Raw genomic sequence first — 14,413 nt, 5'->3', positions numbered from 1 at the left:
CCCTTACCGTTCCAATAAACTCCTTTTATTTTCTGATAATGGTTACAGATACATCAGTTATCCTGGTACATGTTACACAGTTTAACAGCCTGATGAGACACAGTTCCAATCTGCAAACGTTGGTGATTGAACATGGCGTTACAACTAGTCCGCAGGCACTGCATTTTAAACAGTGGTTAAAATATTGCCCTCAATACGATAATGCTTTTTTCTTCTACGCATAGCGCTTCACCAGCTAAGAATTTTTCTTTTCCAACTCCTTTTGCTGCCGTAGAAACCTCAACTTTCCATTTTTGAGAAAACCTGATGCCCGGAAGTTTAAAGCAGGTCTCGCATTCACCCCCATTAAAAATTAATAGAAAATGGCTGTCAATGATATCCGTACCATTTTTATCCTTTCCGCTAATGCCTTCACCATGTAGAAAAACCCTTAAGGTATTTTCGTCATCTAACTCCCATTTCTGATCGTCCATTAACTCGCCAGTAGCCGAAAGCCATGCAATATGTGGAAGGCCATCTGCCCCAAACTGCTTATCCATAATCCACTCCCTTCTCGAAAGGCTGGGATGGTTCTGGCGGAGCAAGATCAGCTTTTTTGTAAATTCCAGCATTACGGTATCAGCCTCGGTCCAGTTGAGCCAGGAAATTTCGTTATCCTGGCAATAAGCATTGTTGTTACCCTTTTGGGTTTTCGAAATTTCGTCGCCCGCGGCAATCATTGGTACACCCTGAGACAATAGCAGTGTAGCCATAAAATTCATTTTCTGTTTTTTGCGCAGCAAGTTAATGGTTACATTATTGGTTTCCCCCTCTTCCCCACAGTTCCAGGAATCGTTATTAGATTCGCCATCATTGTTATCCTCCCCATTGGCTTCGTTATGCTTCTCGTTATAACTGACCAGATCTTGAAGCGTAAAACCATCGTGGGCCGTAATAAAATTGATGCTGGCCGAAGGGCGCCGGAAACTCTGCATATAAAGGTCAGGACTACCTAGAAAACGCTGCGCAAAACAGCCCAACATTCGCTTATCTCCTTTCCAGAATCTGCGCACGCTATCCCTGTATTTGCCATTCCACTCTGCCCAGCCCGCCGGAAATTGACCAACCTGGTAACCATCTTCGTTAATATCCCAGGGCTCGGCGATGAGTTTTACCTGCGATATTACCGGGTCCTGATGAATAATATTTAAGAAAGTTCCTAATGTTTGTACCTCATCCGATCCCCTTGCCAGTGCCGAAGCCAGATCAAAACGGAAGCCGTCTACATGCATTTCTTCCACCCAGAAACGTAAACTGTCCATAATCAGCCTGAGCACGGCAGGCAGGCGTGTATCTAATGTATTTCCGGTTCCAGTATAATCAGTATAGTAACGTTTTTGAGTTTCTTCCAAGCGGTAATAGGTTTCATTATCTATTCCCCTGAAGCAGACTGTTGGACCTTGTTCGTTACCCTCTGCCGTGTGATTGTACACCACATCCAGAATGACCTCTATTCCATTGCGGTGCATGTTTTTAACCATATCCCTGAATTCGACAATCTGTTCACCATTTGTGCCAGAGGATGAATATTTTCCTTCAGGCGCAAAAAAGCAATGGTATTATACCCCCAATAATTACTCAGGCCTTTTTCCTGCAGGTAACCATCTGAAATAAAATGATCTACGGGCATTAGCTCTATAGCGGTAATTCCGAGAGACTTAAGGTACTCAATACTTGCAGGATGTGACAGACCTGCATAGGTTCCCCTCAGGTTTTCGGGTATGTGAGGATTGAGATTGCTAAATCCCCTGACGTGCAATTCGTAAATCACCGATTGACCATAGGGAATTTTCGGTGAGGTGTCGCCTTCCCAATCGTAATTTAAATCTGCTACAAGCGATTTTGGCACAAAGGGGCCACTGTCTGCCATGGAAAAACTTAGATCACCATCAGCTCCACCTATCTGGTATCCAAATACCGCATCATCCCAAACCATTTCTCCCGATATTGCTTTTGCATAAGGGTCTAGCAGTAATTTGTTCGGATTAAAACGCTTACCATTCTCGGGTTCATAAGGGCCATATACCCGGTAGCCGTACAGCTGTCCTGGGTGTATTCCCTTGATATAACAATGAAAAATATGGTGGTCACGTTCAACAAGTTCGATACGGGCCTCCTCCTCTACAGCATTAGCATATAAACAAAGTTCTACTCTTTCGGCATTTTCTGCGAAAAGCGCAAAATTGGTCCCCTTTCCATCCCATTCCGCACCAAGCGGGAAAGAACGTCCGGGAACGGGAGCATATTTTTCTTGCATAACAATCCTATTTTGGGTGGCAACAAGCAAAAAGGATCAACGGTTTTGCCATTACCGGTATTTAGGTATCAACAGATGTTAATCGGGTATTTTTATCAGTGGAAATAACATAAGCGACATGAAAAAAAAACCCAGGCTCATATTTAAAGTGAGTTTATCATACGGTTTTTCTCCTGCTGATCACTGAACTCTTCGTTCATCAGGATTTTAAAATCCTGCTCCCGGTTATCTGCAGCCAATTGCAGTCTTTTTAAAAGCGTTGTACCATTAATTTTCAAAAGATTTAAACGCCTCTTCAAGCCATTAGCGGTTGATAAAGATTTCAAAGAGTCTAAACTGATCTGCTGCTCATCAAGCAGTACTGATGGAAGTATTATCCGCTTCGCCGCAGCATAAGCTTCGATTCGCTTAAAACTGATGCGATTAATTTTCAAGAGCTGTTGCAGCGCAGGTGACGTTTCGGCTCTGCTTTTATCTTTGTGCGGTGCCAGAAGATGGTATTCCATAAGCAGCAATTGTGTGATATGCTTTAGGTGATCAGCTGCCGCTTCATCAAGCTTGGTTTCATACGTTTCAGCACCGCCAATCCGGTTAGGTACAGCCATATCGCCTGCCACGCTATCTTTTTCGAGGCTGGATTTTTTATCAGCCCTGTTACAGGCCAGCAGACATACCAGTAACAGCCATATAGCCGGATTTATACATAAGTTTTTTTTGAAATTTTTCATACCGATTAATGTTTAGTAAATAAGCCAGGTTAACCGGGCTAAAGTTTCTAAATCTCAAAGAAGGCGTACTCACGATCAGGGTTGATGCAATATACCTTTGATAAACTACTGTTTACCCAGACATCACATTATCCGTTCAGGTATTTACCACAGGGAAAACACGTAATTAACACCTAAACTTTTATAAAAGCGCTTAGGTTTTATAAACAATAGAAAGCAAAACAAGTATGATGGGAACGGGAAATCATCTCAACATTAAGAACTGTCATAACATAACGCAGCTAAAAATTTAGCGTAAATCCCGTCTTAAAACAGTCAACATAAATACATGAAAACAAAACATAATGATAGCGGCCCGGAAATCATAAATGCCGGTAAAACGCCTGTAAGAAAACCTGCAGAAGATATTGTTGCCGGTGCAGGCAACCAGGATCAGCTGGACAGGCGTATAGAAAATGCAGCCCGAAAACCTATAAAAACAAGAAAATCGGCACGTCACCTGGTATTGGCCGTGAGCCAGAAAATGGCGGGACTAAAAAATAAATTCCGGCTTATACCTACGCCTGGAAGCTTAGATAAACTTACCATTTCATTAAACAAAACCTGAAAATATGTTAGCAATGAACTACCGGGGCCCATACAGGGTCAGAACTGAACAGCGCCCAATGCCCGAAATCTTGCATCCGGAAGATGCGATTGTAAGGGTAACCCGTACCTGTATCTGCGGATCCGACCTACACCTGTATCACGGGATGGTACCCGATACCAGGGTTGGCTCAACCTTTGGACATGAATTTATTGGAGTAATAGAAGAGATTGGACCATTGGTAACTAATGTAAAAGTTGGCGATCAGGTATTAGTGCCATTTAATATCGCCTGCGGCAGGTGTAATTTCTGCAAACAGGGTCTTTATGGAAACTGTCATGAATCTAACGCTATGGCTACTGCAGTTGGAGGTATTTTCGGATACTCACACACGGCCGGTGGCTTTAACGGCGGACAGGCAGAGTATGTGCGTGTTCCATATGCCAATGTAGGTCCTACCGTAATTCCACCCGATATGGACCCTGACGATGCCGTTTTGCTAACCGATGTTGTACCTACTGGATACCAGGCTGCAGAGATGGGCGGAATTAAAGAAGGAGATACTGTAGTTGTTTTTGGCGCCGGACCAATCGGCATTATGGCAGCGAGATGTGCCTGGTTTTTTGGTGCAGCCCGGGTAATTGTAATCGATCACATCGACTATCGATTGGAATTTGCCAGAAATTATGCAAAATGTGAAGCCTACAACTTTAAATCAATGGAAGATCCGGTGGTATTTCTGAAAAAAATCACCGACTGGTATGGTGCTGATGTTTGCATAGACTGCGTAGGCTGTGAAGCGGAAGGAAATGCCCTCCAAACTTTTACCGGTAAAATAACACTGATGCAGGCCGGCGCGGCAACTGCTCTTCAGTGGGCCATCAACTCAGTAAAAAAAGGCGGAATTGTTTCGGTAGTGGGTGTTTATGGCCCGCCGTTCAATTATGTGCCCATTGGCAATGTCCTTAACAAGGGGATTACCCTGCGGGCCAACCAGGCATCGGTAAAACGATTGCTACCAAAACTAATTGAACATGTACAGGCCGGAAGGCTTGATCCTAAAGGACTTATTACACATAAAGTCCCATTGGAAGAAATATCAGATGCCTACCACATATTCTCAGCTAAGCTTGATGAATGTATCAAGGTGGTACTTATCCCATCCACTAAATCTTAAAACATGGAAACCAAAAATTTTGATTATAAAAATATTCCCGGCTGGGGCCTGGATATCGATGAGCGGAATGAACCTACCTATCCGATGAAAAATTACACCGGTGATGATCACAAACGTTCAGACTATGAAAAAGCGCCGAAGCAGCCAGTTGATGTAGAGATCCTGAAATCTACAGAACGACCTGAAGTAAGTGCGGTATTTGGCAATGCATCGCCTCCGTCAGGCCTAAGTGGTATGATACGCCGTTATGCTTTCAAACATAGCGAAGATCGCTACCGACACTGGATACCATTGATTCTTGCCGACCGTATAAACGCCTGGGAAGGAATTATAGAAGACTTCAGAAGCGGCATTATCCCTAATATACCTGCCGAACGCGGATGGAAATCGGAAATGAAATACAACCGTGCAGAATTGATTAAAAAGATTCTGGTGACAGGTGTAGTCAGTCTCGTGTTATTAAGTTATCTGACACGGAAAAAAAGATAAAATTTCTGTAGGCCAGGTGTGTGATACAGCATCCACATCTGGCTTAACAAAGCCGATCAGCTTCTGTAACAATCCCTGGTTCCGAGTGAGGAATGAGGCAGTTAATAAGGAACAGGTGGGATTATACAACTGGTTAAAATCAATAATTATTTGGTATGCCACAAAGTTTGACTGGCGTCAAGTCGCTTTGTAAGCATAGGTATCTTTTCTGCTGTCCACTGGCGTAACTCAGTATCCTTTAATCCGGCTGATCCCGAAGCCTTAACATGCAGGCCAATCAAATCTTCATCAGCCTCCATAACCAACCGCAAAAGCAATTTATTAAAACCAGCACCTTGGCTGTTCTGCAGATTTAACAGTTTTGTTTGAGCCTCTGCCGTAAGTACGGCTTTGGGAAGTGAACATATAGATTCCATTTCCGTAATATAACTGGCCATATCTTCTCTTCTCTGTGCAAGAAAGGATGCAAATGCCGGCTGATCCTGAATCTTTGATATTTCCGTATCCAGAACTTGTTGATATTCGATTATACCGGCCAATGGATATAAAAAATCATTCCTTTCCAACTTATAATCTCTGCCTTGCTTTTCACAGCTGGTAAACATCACCATAAAAAAAATGATGGAAGGGCAATAGTAATAAAATTTCATAACGTTGATATGCCAATAAGTCGCCAAATAGATTTTATAATAAAAGACGCACGGAGATGAAATCTATATCCATCCCGGTGCGCCTTTATAGAAATGTACAATCCACTATTGGGGCATTGCAGCTCCAGATGATGTACTATCTCTTGTTGTCGAATCCCTCATTGTACTATCCTCCTGTCCAACAGTTTCCTGTTGGGAACCACCGTTAGTCATTGAGGTATCATTACCGGTCGAATCTGCACCTTCTGATTTGGCGCCTGAATTACATGACATTAAAACTGCTGTAGCCATTACAGCGATAAATAAGTACTTTTTCATTTTATATTAAATTAAAGGATTACCCAGTATTAAGCTGTTTTAAGCGTCAAAAGTTCCGCTTTTATTGGAAATGGGTAGTTTGCTCCATGCCAGACGTATTTATACCCTAAACAAAGAAAAAATTTATGCTTAAACAGGTTACCATTGGCTACAATAGCACGATCGTCATTCCCGCGCCTGAAGCAGTCTTAATGTATGTTATACGATTCCCAAACAAGTTGGGAATGACGACCTCTCCCAAGGATTATGCTTCGGGAGACAATAGTTTTGTTTCAGCCTACCTTAAAAAACTGGCTGCCCTATCCGTGATGATGAGGGGAGCAATAACGGATATCTCCATTGATAGGTTTAGGTATTGCCACCTGCGTTACCGGCCAGATCGCCGCTTACATCTTCTTCGTCATCAATTTCGCCTGTCAGGCCACGTTGTACATCATTATCATCTGCTTTTTCCTCTTCATTCGGACTAACATCTGACTGGTGTTCATTTTTTTGGTTCTCATCCTCGTTTGGATCTACGTTTGTGTTCATCATAACTTTTTAATTAGAGAACATCATTAAAATGAGTTTAGTTTTGCAAGGATTGAATTGATGTGCTGCCTCTACATAGCCCGTGGAACATGCAATATGGCTCACGTAATGGTTAATATCGATTTTTCAACGGGTACCTTCGAACATTACAGGAAACTTAAATAAACAGAGGTTCAAGCGCCGGAATTTCCCAAACTGCACCATCATTTAATATGCTCACCTTCAGATCTGAAATGCTGATGCATTTTCCACTATCATATTCCGTCACGTTTGAATCTTTAGTGCCAAAACCGTCGATGATGATGACCACACCACTGCCGATTACCCTTATAGTTTTTCCGTGCTCAACAATGAAAGCCGTATCCTCTTCGATACCAATACCAATACAGCCCGGATTTGTAGCAATCACCTGGCTCATCCGTACAAAACGCGATCTGTCTACAAAATGGGTATCAACGCAGATGTTTTTCAACAAACTAAATCCGGTTGTGATTCTCACCGCCCCGACCAATTGCTGGTTGTCTTTATTTCCTGATATAATCATTGGAGTAGAAAAAGCCATGGCGCCGGCACTGGTACCAGCAATAACAATAGGCTCGCTGATGTAGCGATCTTTGATCTGAGAGAGTAACGCTGTACCACCATAAATTGAGGTGAGTTTAAGTTGATCGCCACCTGTAAAAAAAAGCACATCTGCACGTTCAATGCGTGCCCTTAAATCGTCGAGTAAAACCTCACCCCGGTTATGGTGGAAGATGTGGCCCACTTCTACTGCACCCAAGCGTTTAAAAATCCGCAAGTAATCCTCAAAGCTTTCTTCATGTTCTCCACTAGCGGTAGTAATTACTTCAATCACGGGCGAAGATTTCTCTGTCAGTGATATAACGGCTTCCAACACTTCCAGGGGATCATCTCCTTCCTTTTGCATTTCTGTTTCGGGTCTGCCCATTTTATTCTCATGTCCTCCAATAACAACCAGTTTGCCGGCCGGAGCCAGCTTGTCAGATAATTCGAATTTTCCCATTATTATGTTATTAAACTAATCTGCTACAATACAACGCCCGCTTTTAATTTGTTTAACCTCAATAAAATACAGGTATTTAAATGCGATAATCCGTATTTATACCTGCAAGCTAAGACGAGCCTGGATTAGCAACCTCATCAGGAAAATATCCCGCTCTATAACAGATTGAAAGGTTCACAGCTCGATAATTTCGCTGTGGAAAACAAAACTCGTTCGGATGATCGAATTATGGCATTGCGGTAAATACCTGAAACGGTTTTGTACTGGCAATACTACATAAATAATGGTAACTTAGACAAAAAGTTAAGCCTAAAACGTATGCCTAAAATTCTTGTAGTAGATGATGATCCAGGCAATGCGGAAGTGATGCAGATGGTACTGGAAAGTGAAGGTTTTCAGGTGAAGCGCATTTGCCAGTCGATACAACTTGAGCCATCAATGACCAGCTTCTGCCCCGATCTGGTTTTAATGGATATCCTTTTGGATGCAAATGATGGACGGGATATCTGTAATGATCTTAAAGCAGATCGCAGTACCAGTCACATTCCTGTAATGTTGATTACGGCTATGCTGGAATCACAGGTAAGCAATATCGCCTGCGACGCAGACGACATTATGTTCAAGCCTTTTGACTATGCCGCCCTAGTTAATAAAGTTAAAAATGTATTGCGCAGAGCATCAACAAATTAGGCGAAAAAAGATCTAGACGGCCAGCTGTTGTTTTAATAGCATTGATGGTGGGTTTATCTTCAGCCATACTAAATTGAAGTGCATTTAACCACTGCTGTGATCTTTATCATTCGCTGATTCAGAATTTATAAGGTAGAAAGAGCGCAGAAAATCGGCTGTTTTATTCGCATCAGATAAATAATGTGTCACGGATGTATCATCAAGATGGAAAAAATTAGCAACATCACTGTGTTGGTTGGCATTTAACGGACTAAAGCCCATCGACCATGCTGGAAAACTCCGTTTGTGCCAGAAACCTGAGCCGAGCAGGAGAATACTTCTGTGGCGTTCATCGGAACATATACTGCTGTACATGGCTAAAACCTGCGCTTTTTCACCTTCCAGAAACTGGATAAACCGCCCTTCGGTTTTGGTAATAAATCTCCCTTCCATATAGAGTAGCAGTCCTGTCATTCCAAGCGCAGTGTTATTACGGCGTGACTGCTGCAATAGCAATAAAAGGTCCTCATCGCTCATGAGTCGTGAGGCTATGCTGGTATAGACCAAATAATAGATTCCTTTAGACATAAGGATAGGGTTAGCTTACAAATTAACAAAAATAATGATGGAATTTCCTGCCTTACAAGCTACAGTTGTAGGAAATTCAAATTCAATCAGTATTGCTGCCACAGGTAAGCTAACCGGGATTTATCAGAAATTTAGCTATCACTAAAGTTTCTCTTTAAAAGCCTGAATCCGGCAATATAATTCATTTATAATCAAACCAATATCTTCGATTTAGATTACGCTGTTTCTTTAGGATCATTATTTGAGGTAGAATTTGGCATATTTCCAGCCTCACCAGGATTACCTTTATCCGGATCCGCTCTCGCCTCTTCAGCACCGTAATCGCCTTCTCCCATTTCGCGGCCAAGCATACCTGCACCATCTTTTACTTTCTCTAATTCACTGCTATCATTGCTACGGTGGCGGGGAACCTGGTTATCGGGCATATTTGAATTTTCGGCGGTCTGATCTGCTTTCGGATCCGCAAGATTTTTATTTTTGTGTTCTTCTTCCATAATGAGTATAATTATTTATCACATAACAGGTAAATAGTCTGTGATGTTTTCAGTTAACGGTAAAAATCATTTGCAGAAACCTGATACGACATCCAAAACCAGCAAGTTTATTCGCTCCGGCCATAAGCCAAAACTTTTGAGCGAATAGAGCAGTTCTATATATATCAAATTATGGTGAAGGAAATGAAGTTGATCATGAGAAGACCTGATCAATGATTGTCTGAAACATAACGGAGTAAAAATAATTAAGCATATCAATTAAATATTTTCACATACGATCATAAGCACTTTAAGTTATATCAACTGTAATTAATATGAACAAATTAAAAATAATCCTTGCAGAGGATCATAACCTGGTAAGGAATGGGATTAAAATGTTACTTGAATCGCAGGCTGATATTGAAGTGATTGCCGAAGCCGACGATGGTAAGCAGGTGTTAAAACACATCGAATCGGGCGTGATTCCAGACATTGTTCTTGCAGACATCAATATGCCTGAAATGGATGGCATCAGCTTGATAAAAGCCATGAAATTAACCCATCCAGATATTAAAGTAGTGATCCTTTCTATGCTGGACCATGAAAAATATGTGATGCAGGCATTTATGGAAGGAAGCTATGGCTATATTTTGAAAAATGTGAATGAAAGCGAAATGCTTTTTGCTCTCAAAACCGTGGCTGGCGGAGCAAAATACCTCTGTGTAGAATTAACGGAAACATTGCTTAACCGCTTTATCAACGAAACTTCCTCCCAACCGGAACAGGAAGAAATACAGGTAGATCTTTCCATGAGGGAGATTGAAGTGTTGCATCTGGTTGCAGAAGGATATACCAACCAGGAGATGGCAGACAAGTTATTCTTAAGTAAACGCACAATTGAAGGACACCGCCAGACGCTGATTGATAAAACGGGTTCAAAAAATACGGCGTCACTGATCCGTTTCGCAGTCGTAAATGGCTACTTGAATTAGTGGTTAATCGCAGTTTATTAGAAATCTGGACTCTATATAAAATAAGACATTTTAAAGCCAATCACACGGGCGTCGAGTTATCATATACTGAATTGACATCCTAAGAAATAAGGTATCGCGCAAAAACCGATAGGATCGACAGATAAATTCTATCAGCTGATACCCCTTGAGAGATCGTAATAACGACCGTACCAGTGGATTCTGCCAATGGCAGGTCAATTTCTTTTGTAAAATCCAATCTGGGTAAGGTATCGTCACCCTCACATTCTTACATCGACGCTCGTGACTGATCTCTATATATTTCTATATCATTTATACGGCCTAACCATGCGGCTTATACTCCCTGAAGTTGTTGTTTATACCCGTTATTTCAACATCTATGCAATGTCCAAAACCAAAAAAAAATAAAGGAGTTCTGTTAGGTAATAAACGTTTACTGACAGAATATTTTTTAAACAGGTTAAAAAAACAGATCATGGAACAAGAGAATTTCTGTTTGGCGGCAGAACATCATAAACAGTCGTTACTGGCTCAGGCACTTAAACTCACCGCTGATGAGGACGATGCAAAAGATCTCGTGCAGGATACACTGATCAAAGCAGTCGGATCTTGCAGTAGCTTCGCAGAGGGAACCAACATCAGGGGCTGGTTGTATGTAATCATGAAAAATACCTTTTACAACAATTGTTCTAAACAAAAAAGACGCACCGCCATTTGGGAAAGTGATGATTGCCTTTACGATCAGAAAATGACGAACAGTCCGGTTAAAAATCTTTCAGAAACCAAAATGGTTCTGGAAGACATACAAAAAGCAATGAGTACGTTAAGGGCAGATTATCGGGCTGCATTTCAGCGATATTTTGAAGGCTATAGCTATGACGAGATTGCGCTCGAACTTAATATCCCCTTGGGAACAGTAAAAACATATATTTATCAGTCGCGCCAAAGTTTAAAAAAATACCTGCGCATTTACCGCTGAGGTATTATACTGTAGAACAGAAAAATACAGCTAAAAAATCTTGGTTGACAGCTTGCTGTGAAGGCGCATAATCTTTGAACTGGCAGTATTCAGGCCCAAACTCAGGAATTAATATATCATGGAAAGAAAAGAAGGTACATCCGATGTAAAAAGTTCAAAAGTCAATCGGACTGACGACAATGAACGCTGGCAGATTGACCCTTTAGCAGATTATAAAAAATCCAGCAAAAAAGTGAAGGATAGTAAACAGGAAGAAGATGATAAAAAAGGCTCGATGGGCTTCGACGAATGGTCCGTTTCCTGGCCATAGCGACATAGAATCCGTATCACCAATCATCTGAACGTTAAACACCCGTTTTAGCAAGATCAATTGAACCTGTCTTTAATTCATCTAAACCTTACCGAAACCGGCTATGTTCGTTAATTAAAATCTATCATCATAAAAAACAGCGTGTTATTATTGTTGCCATCAGGTTTCAGTTCTGGCACTTTTGCATAGCATTTACAAGACACCGCTGGAATAAAAACCAAAAAACTAAACAAGTACAGGATCAAAAAAAAGAACCCGATACGATGAAAAGGGACACCGTCAAGCGTGACGTGCTTATGTAAATTAAAAAGAGGCTGTATTATAAATAAAAAATTTGTCATCCTGAACTTGCCGAAAGAGCTCTTTAAATATTAAAGGTGTTTCGACAGGCTCAACGTGACAAATTAATAGTGAAACCGTAACTTGCAGCCTCTTTTTACAATAACAAAGTTTTTAGCTTAAAATAATCTGGTAATTCACATTTACTCTTTTCGGATAATTGCTTTCTTCGCTATTTAGCGAAACAAACGCGGCATTGCCATGAACTTCATTTTTCAACGCGTGTTCATAATGTGCCTGGATTTCTTGCTTGTAATCATTCTGCAAACCCTTTGTAGTTTCTGCTAAAAGATTTCTATCATTCAGGTTCTCAGGCAATAAGGTAATATCGCAATTTCCTTCAGTGATTTCTTTGACTAAGTATTTCATTTTGGTTTTAAATCTTCGTTTCCTGTTATAAATAAGATTTCAAGAAAGACCAAAAATAGAGTAACTCTTTAGTTTGTATGTAATCTAAAAGTTAATTTTTAGAGCTGCGCATGTACCGGTTAAATCCGGGAGGTACGATCAGAATTTACAATAAACTTTCATATAGAATATTGTTGTAAATATTCCTGATTGATAAAATAAAAAACGGCTTAACCGCCGGCCGATGGATGGCTCAGGGCTTCTGATTAAAATAATTACTTAAAAAAACACTTTGAAATTTGATTGCATTTGCCCAGTAATCCCAATTGTGTACACCAGGCCTGGTGGTAAAATCGTGCTGAATGTTGTTATATAAAAGCTCATCGTGCAGGCGAACGTTCATTTTATAGAAAAAATCGTCAACACCACATTCAAAGGCAATGGCCAGTGCCCCAGGCTTAATTTGGTAAATCATGTCGATTACACTATTTTGTTTCCAACGTTCAGGAAATTCATCCTGCTTGCCCAGTCTTTTTGAGATATCCCAACCGTTCGGAAAAGGTTTAATATCCACACCGCCGCTCATGCTGCCAACAGCACCATATACATCCTGGTGTTTAATGGCCAGGTAAAGTGCGCCATGTCCGCCCATACTTAACCCGGTAATCGCGCGTCCCTTTTTCGTGGCAATAGTTTTATAATGTCCATCAATATAGCTTACCAGTTCGGTAGCTACATAAGTTTCGTATTTCCATACAGGGTCTACCGGACTATCAAAATACCAACTGGTTACATTACCATCAGGGCATACTATAATAAATTGATATTGGTCAGCCAGATTTTTTATGCCCGGCACTTTTTTAGCCCACTCTGCATAACTTCCACCTGCTCCATGAAGCAGATAAACCACCGGAAAAGCCTTTCCTGTTTTATAACTATCAGGTTTAATCACCACGGCCTTGATATTTTTTTTCATCGATTTGCTATAGGTTAAAGCGGTATCTACCTCTGCAGCACTGATGACCTGATTAAACAAAAACAGACAGGCAATCATTAAAAAACTATTTTTCATGGCTAATTTTTAATCATTAATATAGGATGCTAAATTTATAAAATAAACGTTTAAGCCTGCTATTTCAAAGTTGAATTAAAAGTGATATCAAAACAGCTGACCTTAATTACCATTCAGAACTGCCAAATTAATGGTAATCTATTGAATAAAATTATTACTATGCCACAATTAATCGTTTTAGTTAAATCAATTTCAGCAAACAATATCAAATCTTATTTGCTTATACCAACAAAACAACCCATGAAAAATATCAGAGTAATTATCCCGGCACTCCTGCTCTTGTTTTCTGCCTGTGGAGAAGCCACCAGAAACACCGCAACTAACAAAAATGAAAATGCCGGTCAAATTGTTGACCGAAAAACCGATTCACTCGAAGTTAAATTAAAAATAAATGGCAACGTAGTTAACGGCGAACCTTTGTTGTTGCAATTTGTGGTACTTAACAACACAGATAGCGCTAAAAAATTTTGCATCTGGCATACCCCGTTTGAACCGTTAATGAGTAGTTATTTAAGTATTACCAACGAAAAAGGAGAAGAAGCAACATACAAAGGTGCAATGGCCAAAAGGGTTATGCCCCCACCCGCCTCTAGTTATACACAAGTAAATCCCGGAGACAGCCTGGTGGCAAATGCCGATTTACTTAAAGCGTACGACCTAAAAAAGGGAGCGAGCTATAAAGCTGTTTATACAGGTGGAAACGTGAGCGGTTTAGTTTCTAAAGATACAGTTACCTTCACTTACAATGAGATACGTTAATTGAATTTTCCCTGGTTCCAAATGCTCCATTTAACAAATTATTTGTGCTTGTATGGAAGATTTAAAAACAGCATTCCCAAAGATA

The 14,413-nt window shown here is 40.8% G+C and carries 19 protein-coding genes; 8 read left to right on the top strand and 11 right to left on the bottom strand.

What is annotated here, in order from left to right:
• Window positions 1–176 precede the first annotated feature (176 nt).
• The 3 genes from DV942_RS23940 to DV942_RS22230 all read right to left on the bottom strand — a co-directional run bounded on the left by DV942_RS23940 (window position 177) and on the right by DV942_RS22230 (window position 3,024).
• A complete protein-coding gene (locus DV942_RS23940) occupies window positions 177–1,538 on the bottom strand; it encodes a glycogen debranching protein (protein ID WP_244950902.1) in 1,362 nt (453 codons plus the stop codon).
• Window positions 1,490–2,296, bottom strand: coding sequence for a GlgX family protein (locus DV942_RS23935; RefSeq protein WP_244950775.1), 807 nt, complete (start codon window positions 2,294–2,296; stop codon window positions 1,490–1,492). Before DV942_RS23935 ends, DV942_RS23940 begins: the two co-directional genes overlap by 49 nt.
• A 143-nt stretch (window positions 2,297–2,439) precedes the next feature.
• Window positions 2,440–3,024 (bottom strand): hypothetical protein, encoded by a 585-nt coding sequence (locus DV942_RS22230; protein ID WP_134203461.1) that lies wholly within the window; start codon window positions 3,022–3,024, stop codon window positions 2,440–2,442.
• 328 nt (window positions 3,025–3,352) lie between these two features.
• On the opposite strand from DV942_RS22230, the gene DV942_RS22225 reads away from it, so the two are divergent.
• Genes DV942_RS22225 through DV942_RS22215 form a run of 3 tightly spaced genes read left to right on the top strand, consistent with a single transcriptional unit; the run spans window position 3,353 to window position 5,276 of the window.
• Entirely contained in the window at window positions 3,353–3,631 is a 279-nt protein-coding gene (locus DV942_RS22225) for a hypothetical protein (protein ID WP_145861178.1), read from the top strand.
• 58 nt (window positions 3,632–3,689) lie between these two features.
• A complete protein-coding gene (locus DV942_RS22220; protein ID WP_222431223.1) occupies window positions 3,690–4,787 on the top strand; it encodes a zinc-dependent alcohol dehydrogenase in 1,098 nt (365 codons plus the stop codon).
• A 3-nt stretch (window positions 4,788–4,790) separates the two neighbouring features.
• Complete coding sequence (locus tag DV942_RS22215) at window positions 4,791–5,276, top strand: hypothetical protein (RefSeq protein WP_145861174.1); 486 nt, start codon at window positions 4,791–4,793, stop codon at window positions 5,274–5,276.
• Window positions 5,277–5,422: 146 nt separating this feature from the next.
• Here DV942_RS22215 and DV942_RS22210 read toward each other — a convergent pair whose 3' ends face one another.
• The 4 genes from DV942_RS22210 to DV942_RS22195 all read right to left on the bottom strand — a co-directional run bounded on the left by DV942_RS22210 (window position 5,423) and on the right by DV942_RS22195 (window position 7,799).
• Window positions 5,423–5,926: a DUF4142 domain-containing protein gene (locus DV942_RS22210; protein ID WP_145861171.1), complete on the bottom strand. Its 504-nt coding sequence runs from the start codon at window positions 5,924–5,926 to the stop codon at window positions 5,423–5,425.
• A gap of 105 nt (window positions 5,927–6,031) precedes the next feature.
• Window positions 6,032–6,244: a hypothetical protein gene (locus tag DV942_RS22205; RefSeq protein ID WP_145861170.1), complete on the bottom strand. Its 213-nt coding sequence runs from the start codon at window positions 6,242–6,244 to the stop codon at window positions 6,032–6,034.
• Between the two features lie 348 nt (window positions 6,245–6,592).
• A complete protein-coding gene (locus DV942_RS22200) occupies window positions 6,593–6,778 on the bottom strand; it encodes a hypothetical protein (protein WP_090980125.1) in 186 nt (61 codons plus the stop codon).
• 154 nt (window positions 6,779–6,932) lie between these two features.
• Window positions 6,933–7,799, bottom strand: coding sequence for a cyanophycinase (locus DV942_RS22195; protein WP_145861168.1), 867 nt, complete (start codon window positions 7,797–7,799; stop codon window positions 6,933–6,935).
• Window positions 7,800–8,117: 318 nt separating this feature from the next.
• Here DV942_RS22195 and DV942_RS22190 point away from each other — a divergent pair, with 318 nt between their 5' ends.
• Window positions 8,118–8,489, top strand: a complete 372-nt coding sequence (locus tag DV942_RS22190) for a response regulator transcription factor (RefSeq protein WP_145861166.1) — start codon at window positions 8,118–8,120, stop codon at window positions 8,487–8,489.
• A gap of 84 nt (window positions 8,490–8,573) precedes the next feature.
• Here the strand turns inward: DV942_RS22190 and DV942_RS22185 are convergent, their stop codons facing one another.
• Together DV942_RS22185 and DV942_RS22180 are read right to left on the bottom strand one after the other, a co-directional pair.
• A complete protein-coding gene (locus DV942_RS22185) occupies window positions 8,574–9,056 on the bottom strand; it encodes a BLUF domain-containing protein (RefSeq protein ID WP_145861163.1) in 483 nt (160 codons plus the stop codon).
• A 215-nt stretch (window positions 9,057–9,271) separates the two neighbouring features.
• Entirely contained in the window at window positions 9,272–9,550 is a 279-nt protein-coding gene (locus DV942_RS22180; RefSeq protein ID WP_145861162.1) for a hypothetical protein, read from the bottom strand.
• 314 nt (window positions 9,551–9,864) lie between these two features.
• On the opposite strand from DV942_RS22180, the gene DV942_RS22175 reads away from it, so the two are divergent.
• From DV942_RS22175 to DV942_RS22165, 3 genes are all read left to right on the top strand, one after another.
• On the top strand, window positions 9,865–10,521 hold the full coding sequence (locus DV942_RS22175) for a response regulator (protein WP_145861160.1): 657 nt from the start codon (window positions 9,865–9,867) through the stop codon (window positions 10,519–10,521).
• Window positions 10,522–10,996: 475 nt separating this feature from the next.
• On the top strand, window positions 10,997–11,500 hold the full coding sequence (locus tag DV942_RS22170) for an RNA polymerase sigma factor (protein WP_145861158.1): 504 nt from the start codon (window positions 10,997–10,999) through the stop codon (window positions 11,498–11,500).
• Between the two features lie 118 nt (window positions 11,501–11,618).
• Window positions 11,619–11,810 carry a hypothetical protein gene (locus DV942_RS22165; protein WP_134203457.1) on the top strand — a complete coding sequence of 64 codons (192 nt, stop codon included), beginning with the start codon at window positions 11,619–11,621 and terminating at the stop codon, window positions 11,808–11,810.
• A gap of 453 nt (window positions 11,811–12,263) precedes the next feature.
• Here DV942_RS22165 and DV942_RS22160 read toward each other — a convergent pair whose 3' ends face one another.
• Window positions 12,264–12,518 carry a hypothetical protein gene (locus tag DV942_RS22160; RefSeq protein WP_090980137.1) on the bottom strand — a complete coding sequence of 85 codons (255 nt, stop codon included), beginning with the start codon at window positions 12,516–12,518 and terminating at the stop codon, window positions 12,264–12,266.
• Between the two features lie 232 nt (window positions 12,519–12,750).
• Window positions 12,751–13,569, bottom strand: coding sequence for an alpha/beta hydrolase (locus DV942_RS22155; RefSeq protein WP_145861156.1), 819 nt, complete (start codon window positions 13,567–13,569; stop codon window positions 12,751–12,753).
• A gap of 240 nt (window positions 13,570–13,809) precedes the next feature.
• Between DV942_RS22155 and DV942_RS22150 the strand changes: the two genes are divergently transcribed.
• Window positions 13,810–14,328: a protease gene (locus DV942_RS22150; RefSeq protein WP_145861154.1), complete on the top strand. Its 519-nt coding sequence runs from the start codon at window positions 13,810–13,812 to the stop codon at window positions 14,326–14,328.
• The last annotated feature ends 85 nt before the right edge of the window (window positions 14,329–14,413 follow it).

It is taken from the genome of Pedobacter suwonensis (assembly GCF_007833675.1).
GTDB lineage: Bacteria > Bacteroidota > Bacteroidia > Sphingobacteriales > Sphingobacteriaceae > Pedobacter > Pedobacter suwonensis.
The sequence above is the reverse complement of the archived record's forward strand: the minus strand, read 5'-3'. Positions and strand labels throughout refer to the sequence as shown.

Coding starts and splice junctions, on each gene's coding strand:
- DV942_RS23935 (WP_244950775.1), bottom strand. CDS start 2,296: ATGCAAGAAAAATATGCTCCCGTTCCCGGACGTTCTTTCCCGCTTGGT.
- DV942_RS22230 (WP_134203461.1), bottom strand. CDS start 3,024: ATGAAAAATTTCAAAAAAAACTTATGTATAAATCCGGCTATATGGCTG.
- DV942_RS22225 (WP_145861178.1), top strand. CDS start 3,353: ATGAAAACAAAACATAATGATAGCGGCCCGGAAATCATAAATGCCGGT.
- DV942_RS22220 (WP_222431223.1), top strand. CDS start 3,690: ATGCCCGAAATCTTGCATCCGGAAGATGCGATTGTAAGGGTAACCCGT.
- DV942_RS22215 (WP_145861174.1), top strand. CDS start 4,791: ATGGAAACCAAAAATTTTGATTATAAAAATATTCCCGGCTGGGGCCTG.
- DV942_RS22210 (WP_145861171.1), bottom strand. CDS start 5,926: ATGAAATTTTATTACTATTGCCCTTCCATCATTTTTTTTATGGTGATG.
- DV942_RS22205 (WP_145861170.1), bottom strand. CDS start 6,244: ATGAAAAAGTACTTATTTATCGCTGTAATGGCTACAGCAGTTTTAATG.
- DV942_RS22200 (WP_090980125.1), bottom strand. CDS start 6,778: ATGATGAACACAAACGTAGATCCAAACGAGGATGAGAACCAAAAAAAT.
- DV942_RS22195 (WP_145861168.1), bottom strand. CDS start 7,799: ATGGGAAAATTCGAATTATCTGACAAGCTGGCTCCGGCCGGCAAACTG.
- DV942_RS22190 (WP_145861166.1), top strand. CDS start 8,118: ATGCCTAAAATTCTTGTAGTAGATGATGATCCAGGCAATGCGGAAGTG.
- DV942_RS22185 (WP_145861163.1), bottom strand. CDS start 9,056: ATGTCTAAAGGAATCTATTATTTGGTCTATACCAGCATAGCCTCACGA.
- DV942_RS22180 (WP_145861162.1), bottom strand. CDS start 9,550: ATGGAAGAAGAACACAAAAATAAAAATCTTGCGGATCCGAAAGCAGAT.
- DV942_RS22175 (WP_145861160.1), top strand. CDS start 9,865: ATGAACAAATTAAAAATAATCCTTGCAGAGGATCATAACCTGGTAAGG.
- DV942_RS22170 (WP_145861158.1), top strand. CDS start 10,997: ATGGAACAAGAGAATTTCTGTTTGGCGGCAGAACATCATAAACAGTCG.
- DV942_RS22165 (WP_134203457.1), top strand. CDS start 11,619: ATGGAAAGAAAAGAAGGTACATCCGATGTAAAAAGTTCAAAAGTCAAT.
- DV942_RS22160 (WP_090980137.1), bottom strand. CDS start 12,518: ATGAAATACTTAGTCAAAGAAATCACTGAAGGAAATTGCGATATTACC.
- DV942_RS22155 (WP_145861156.1), bottom strand. CDS start 13,569: ATGAAAAATAGTTTTTTAATGATTGCCTGTCTGTTTTTGTTTAATCAG.
- DV942_RS22150 (WP_145861154.1), top strand. CDS start 13,810: ATGAAAAATATCAGAGTAATTATCCCGGCACTCCTGCTCTTGTTTTCT.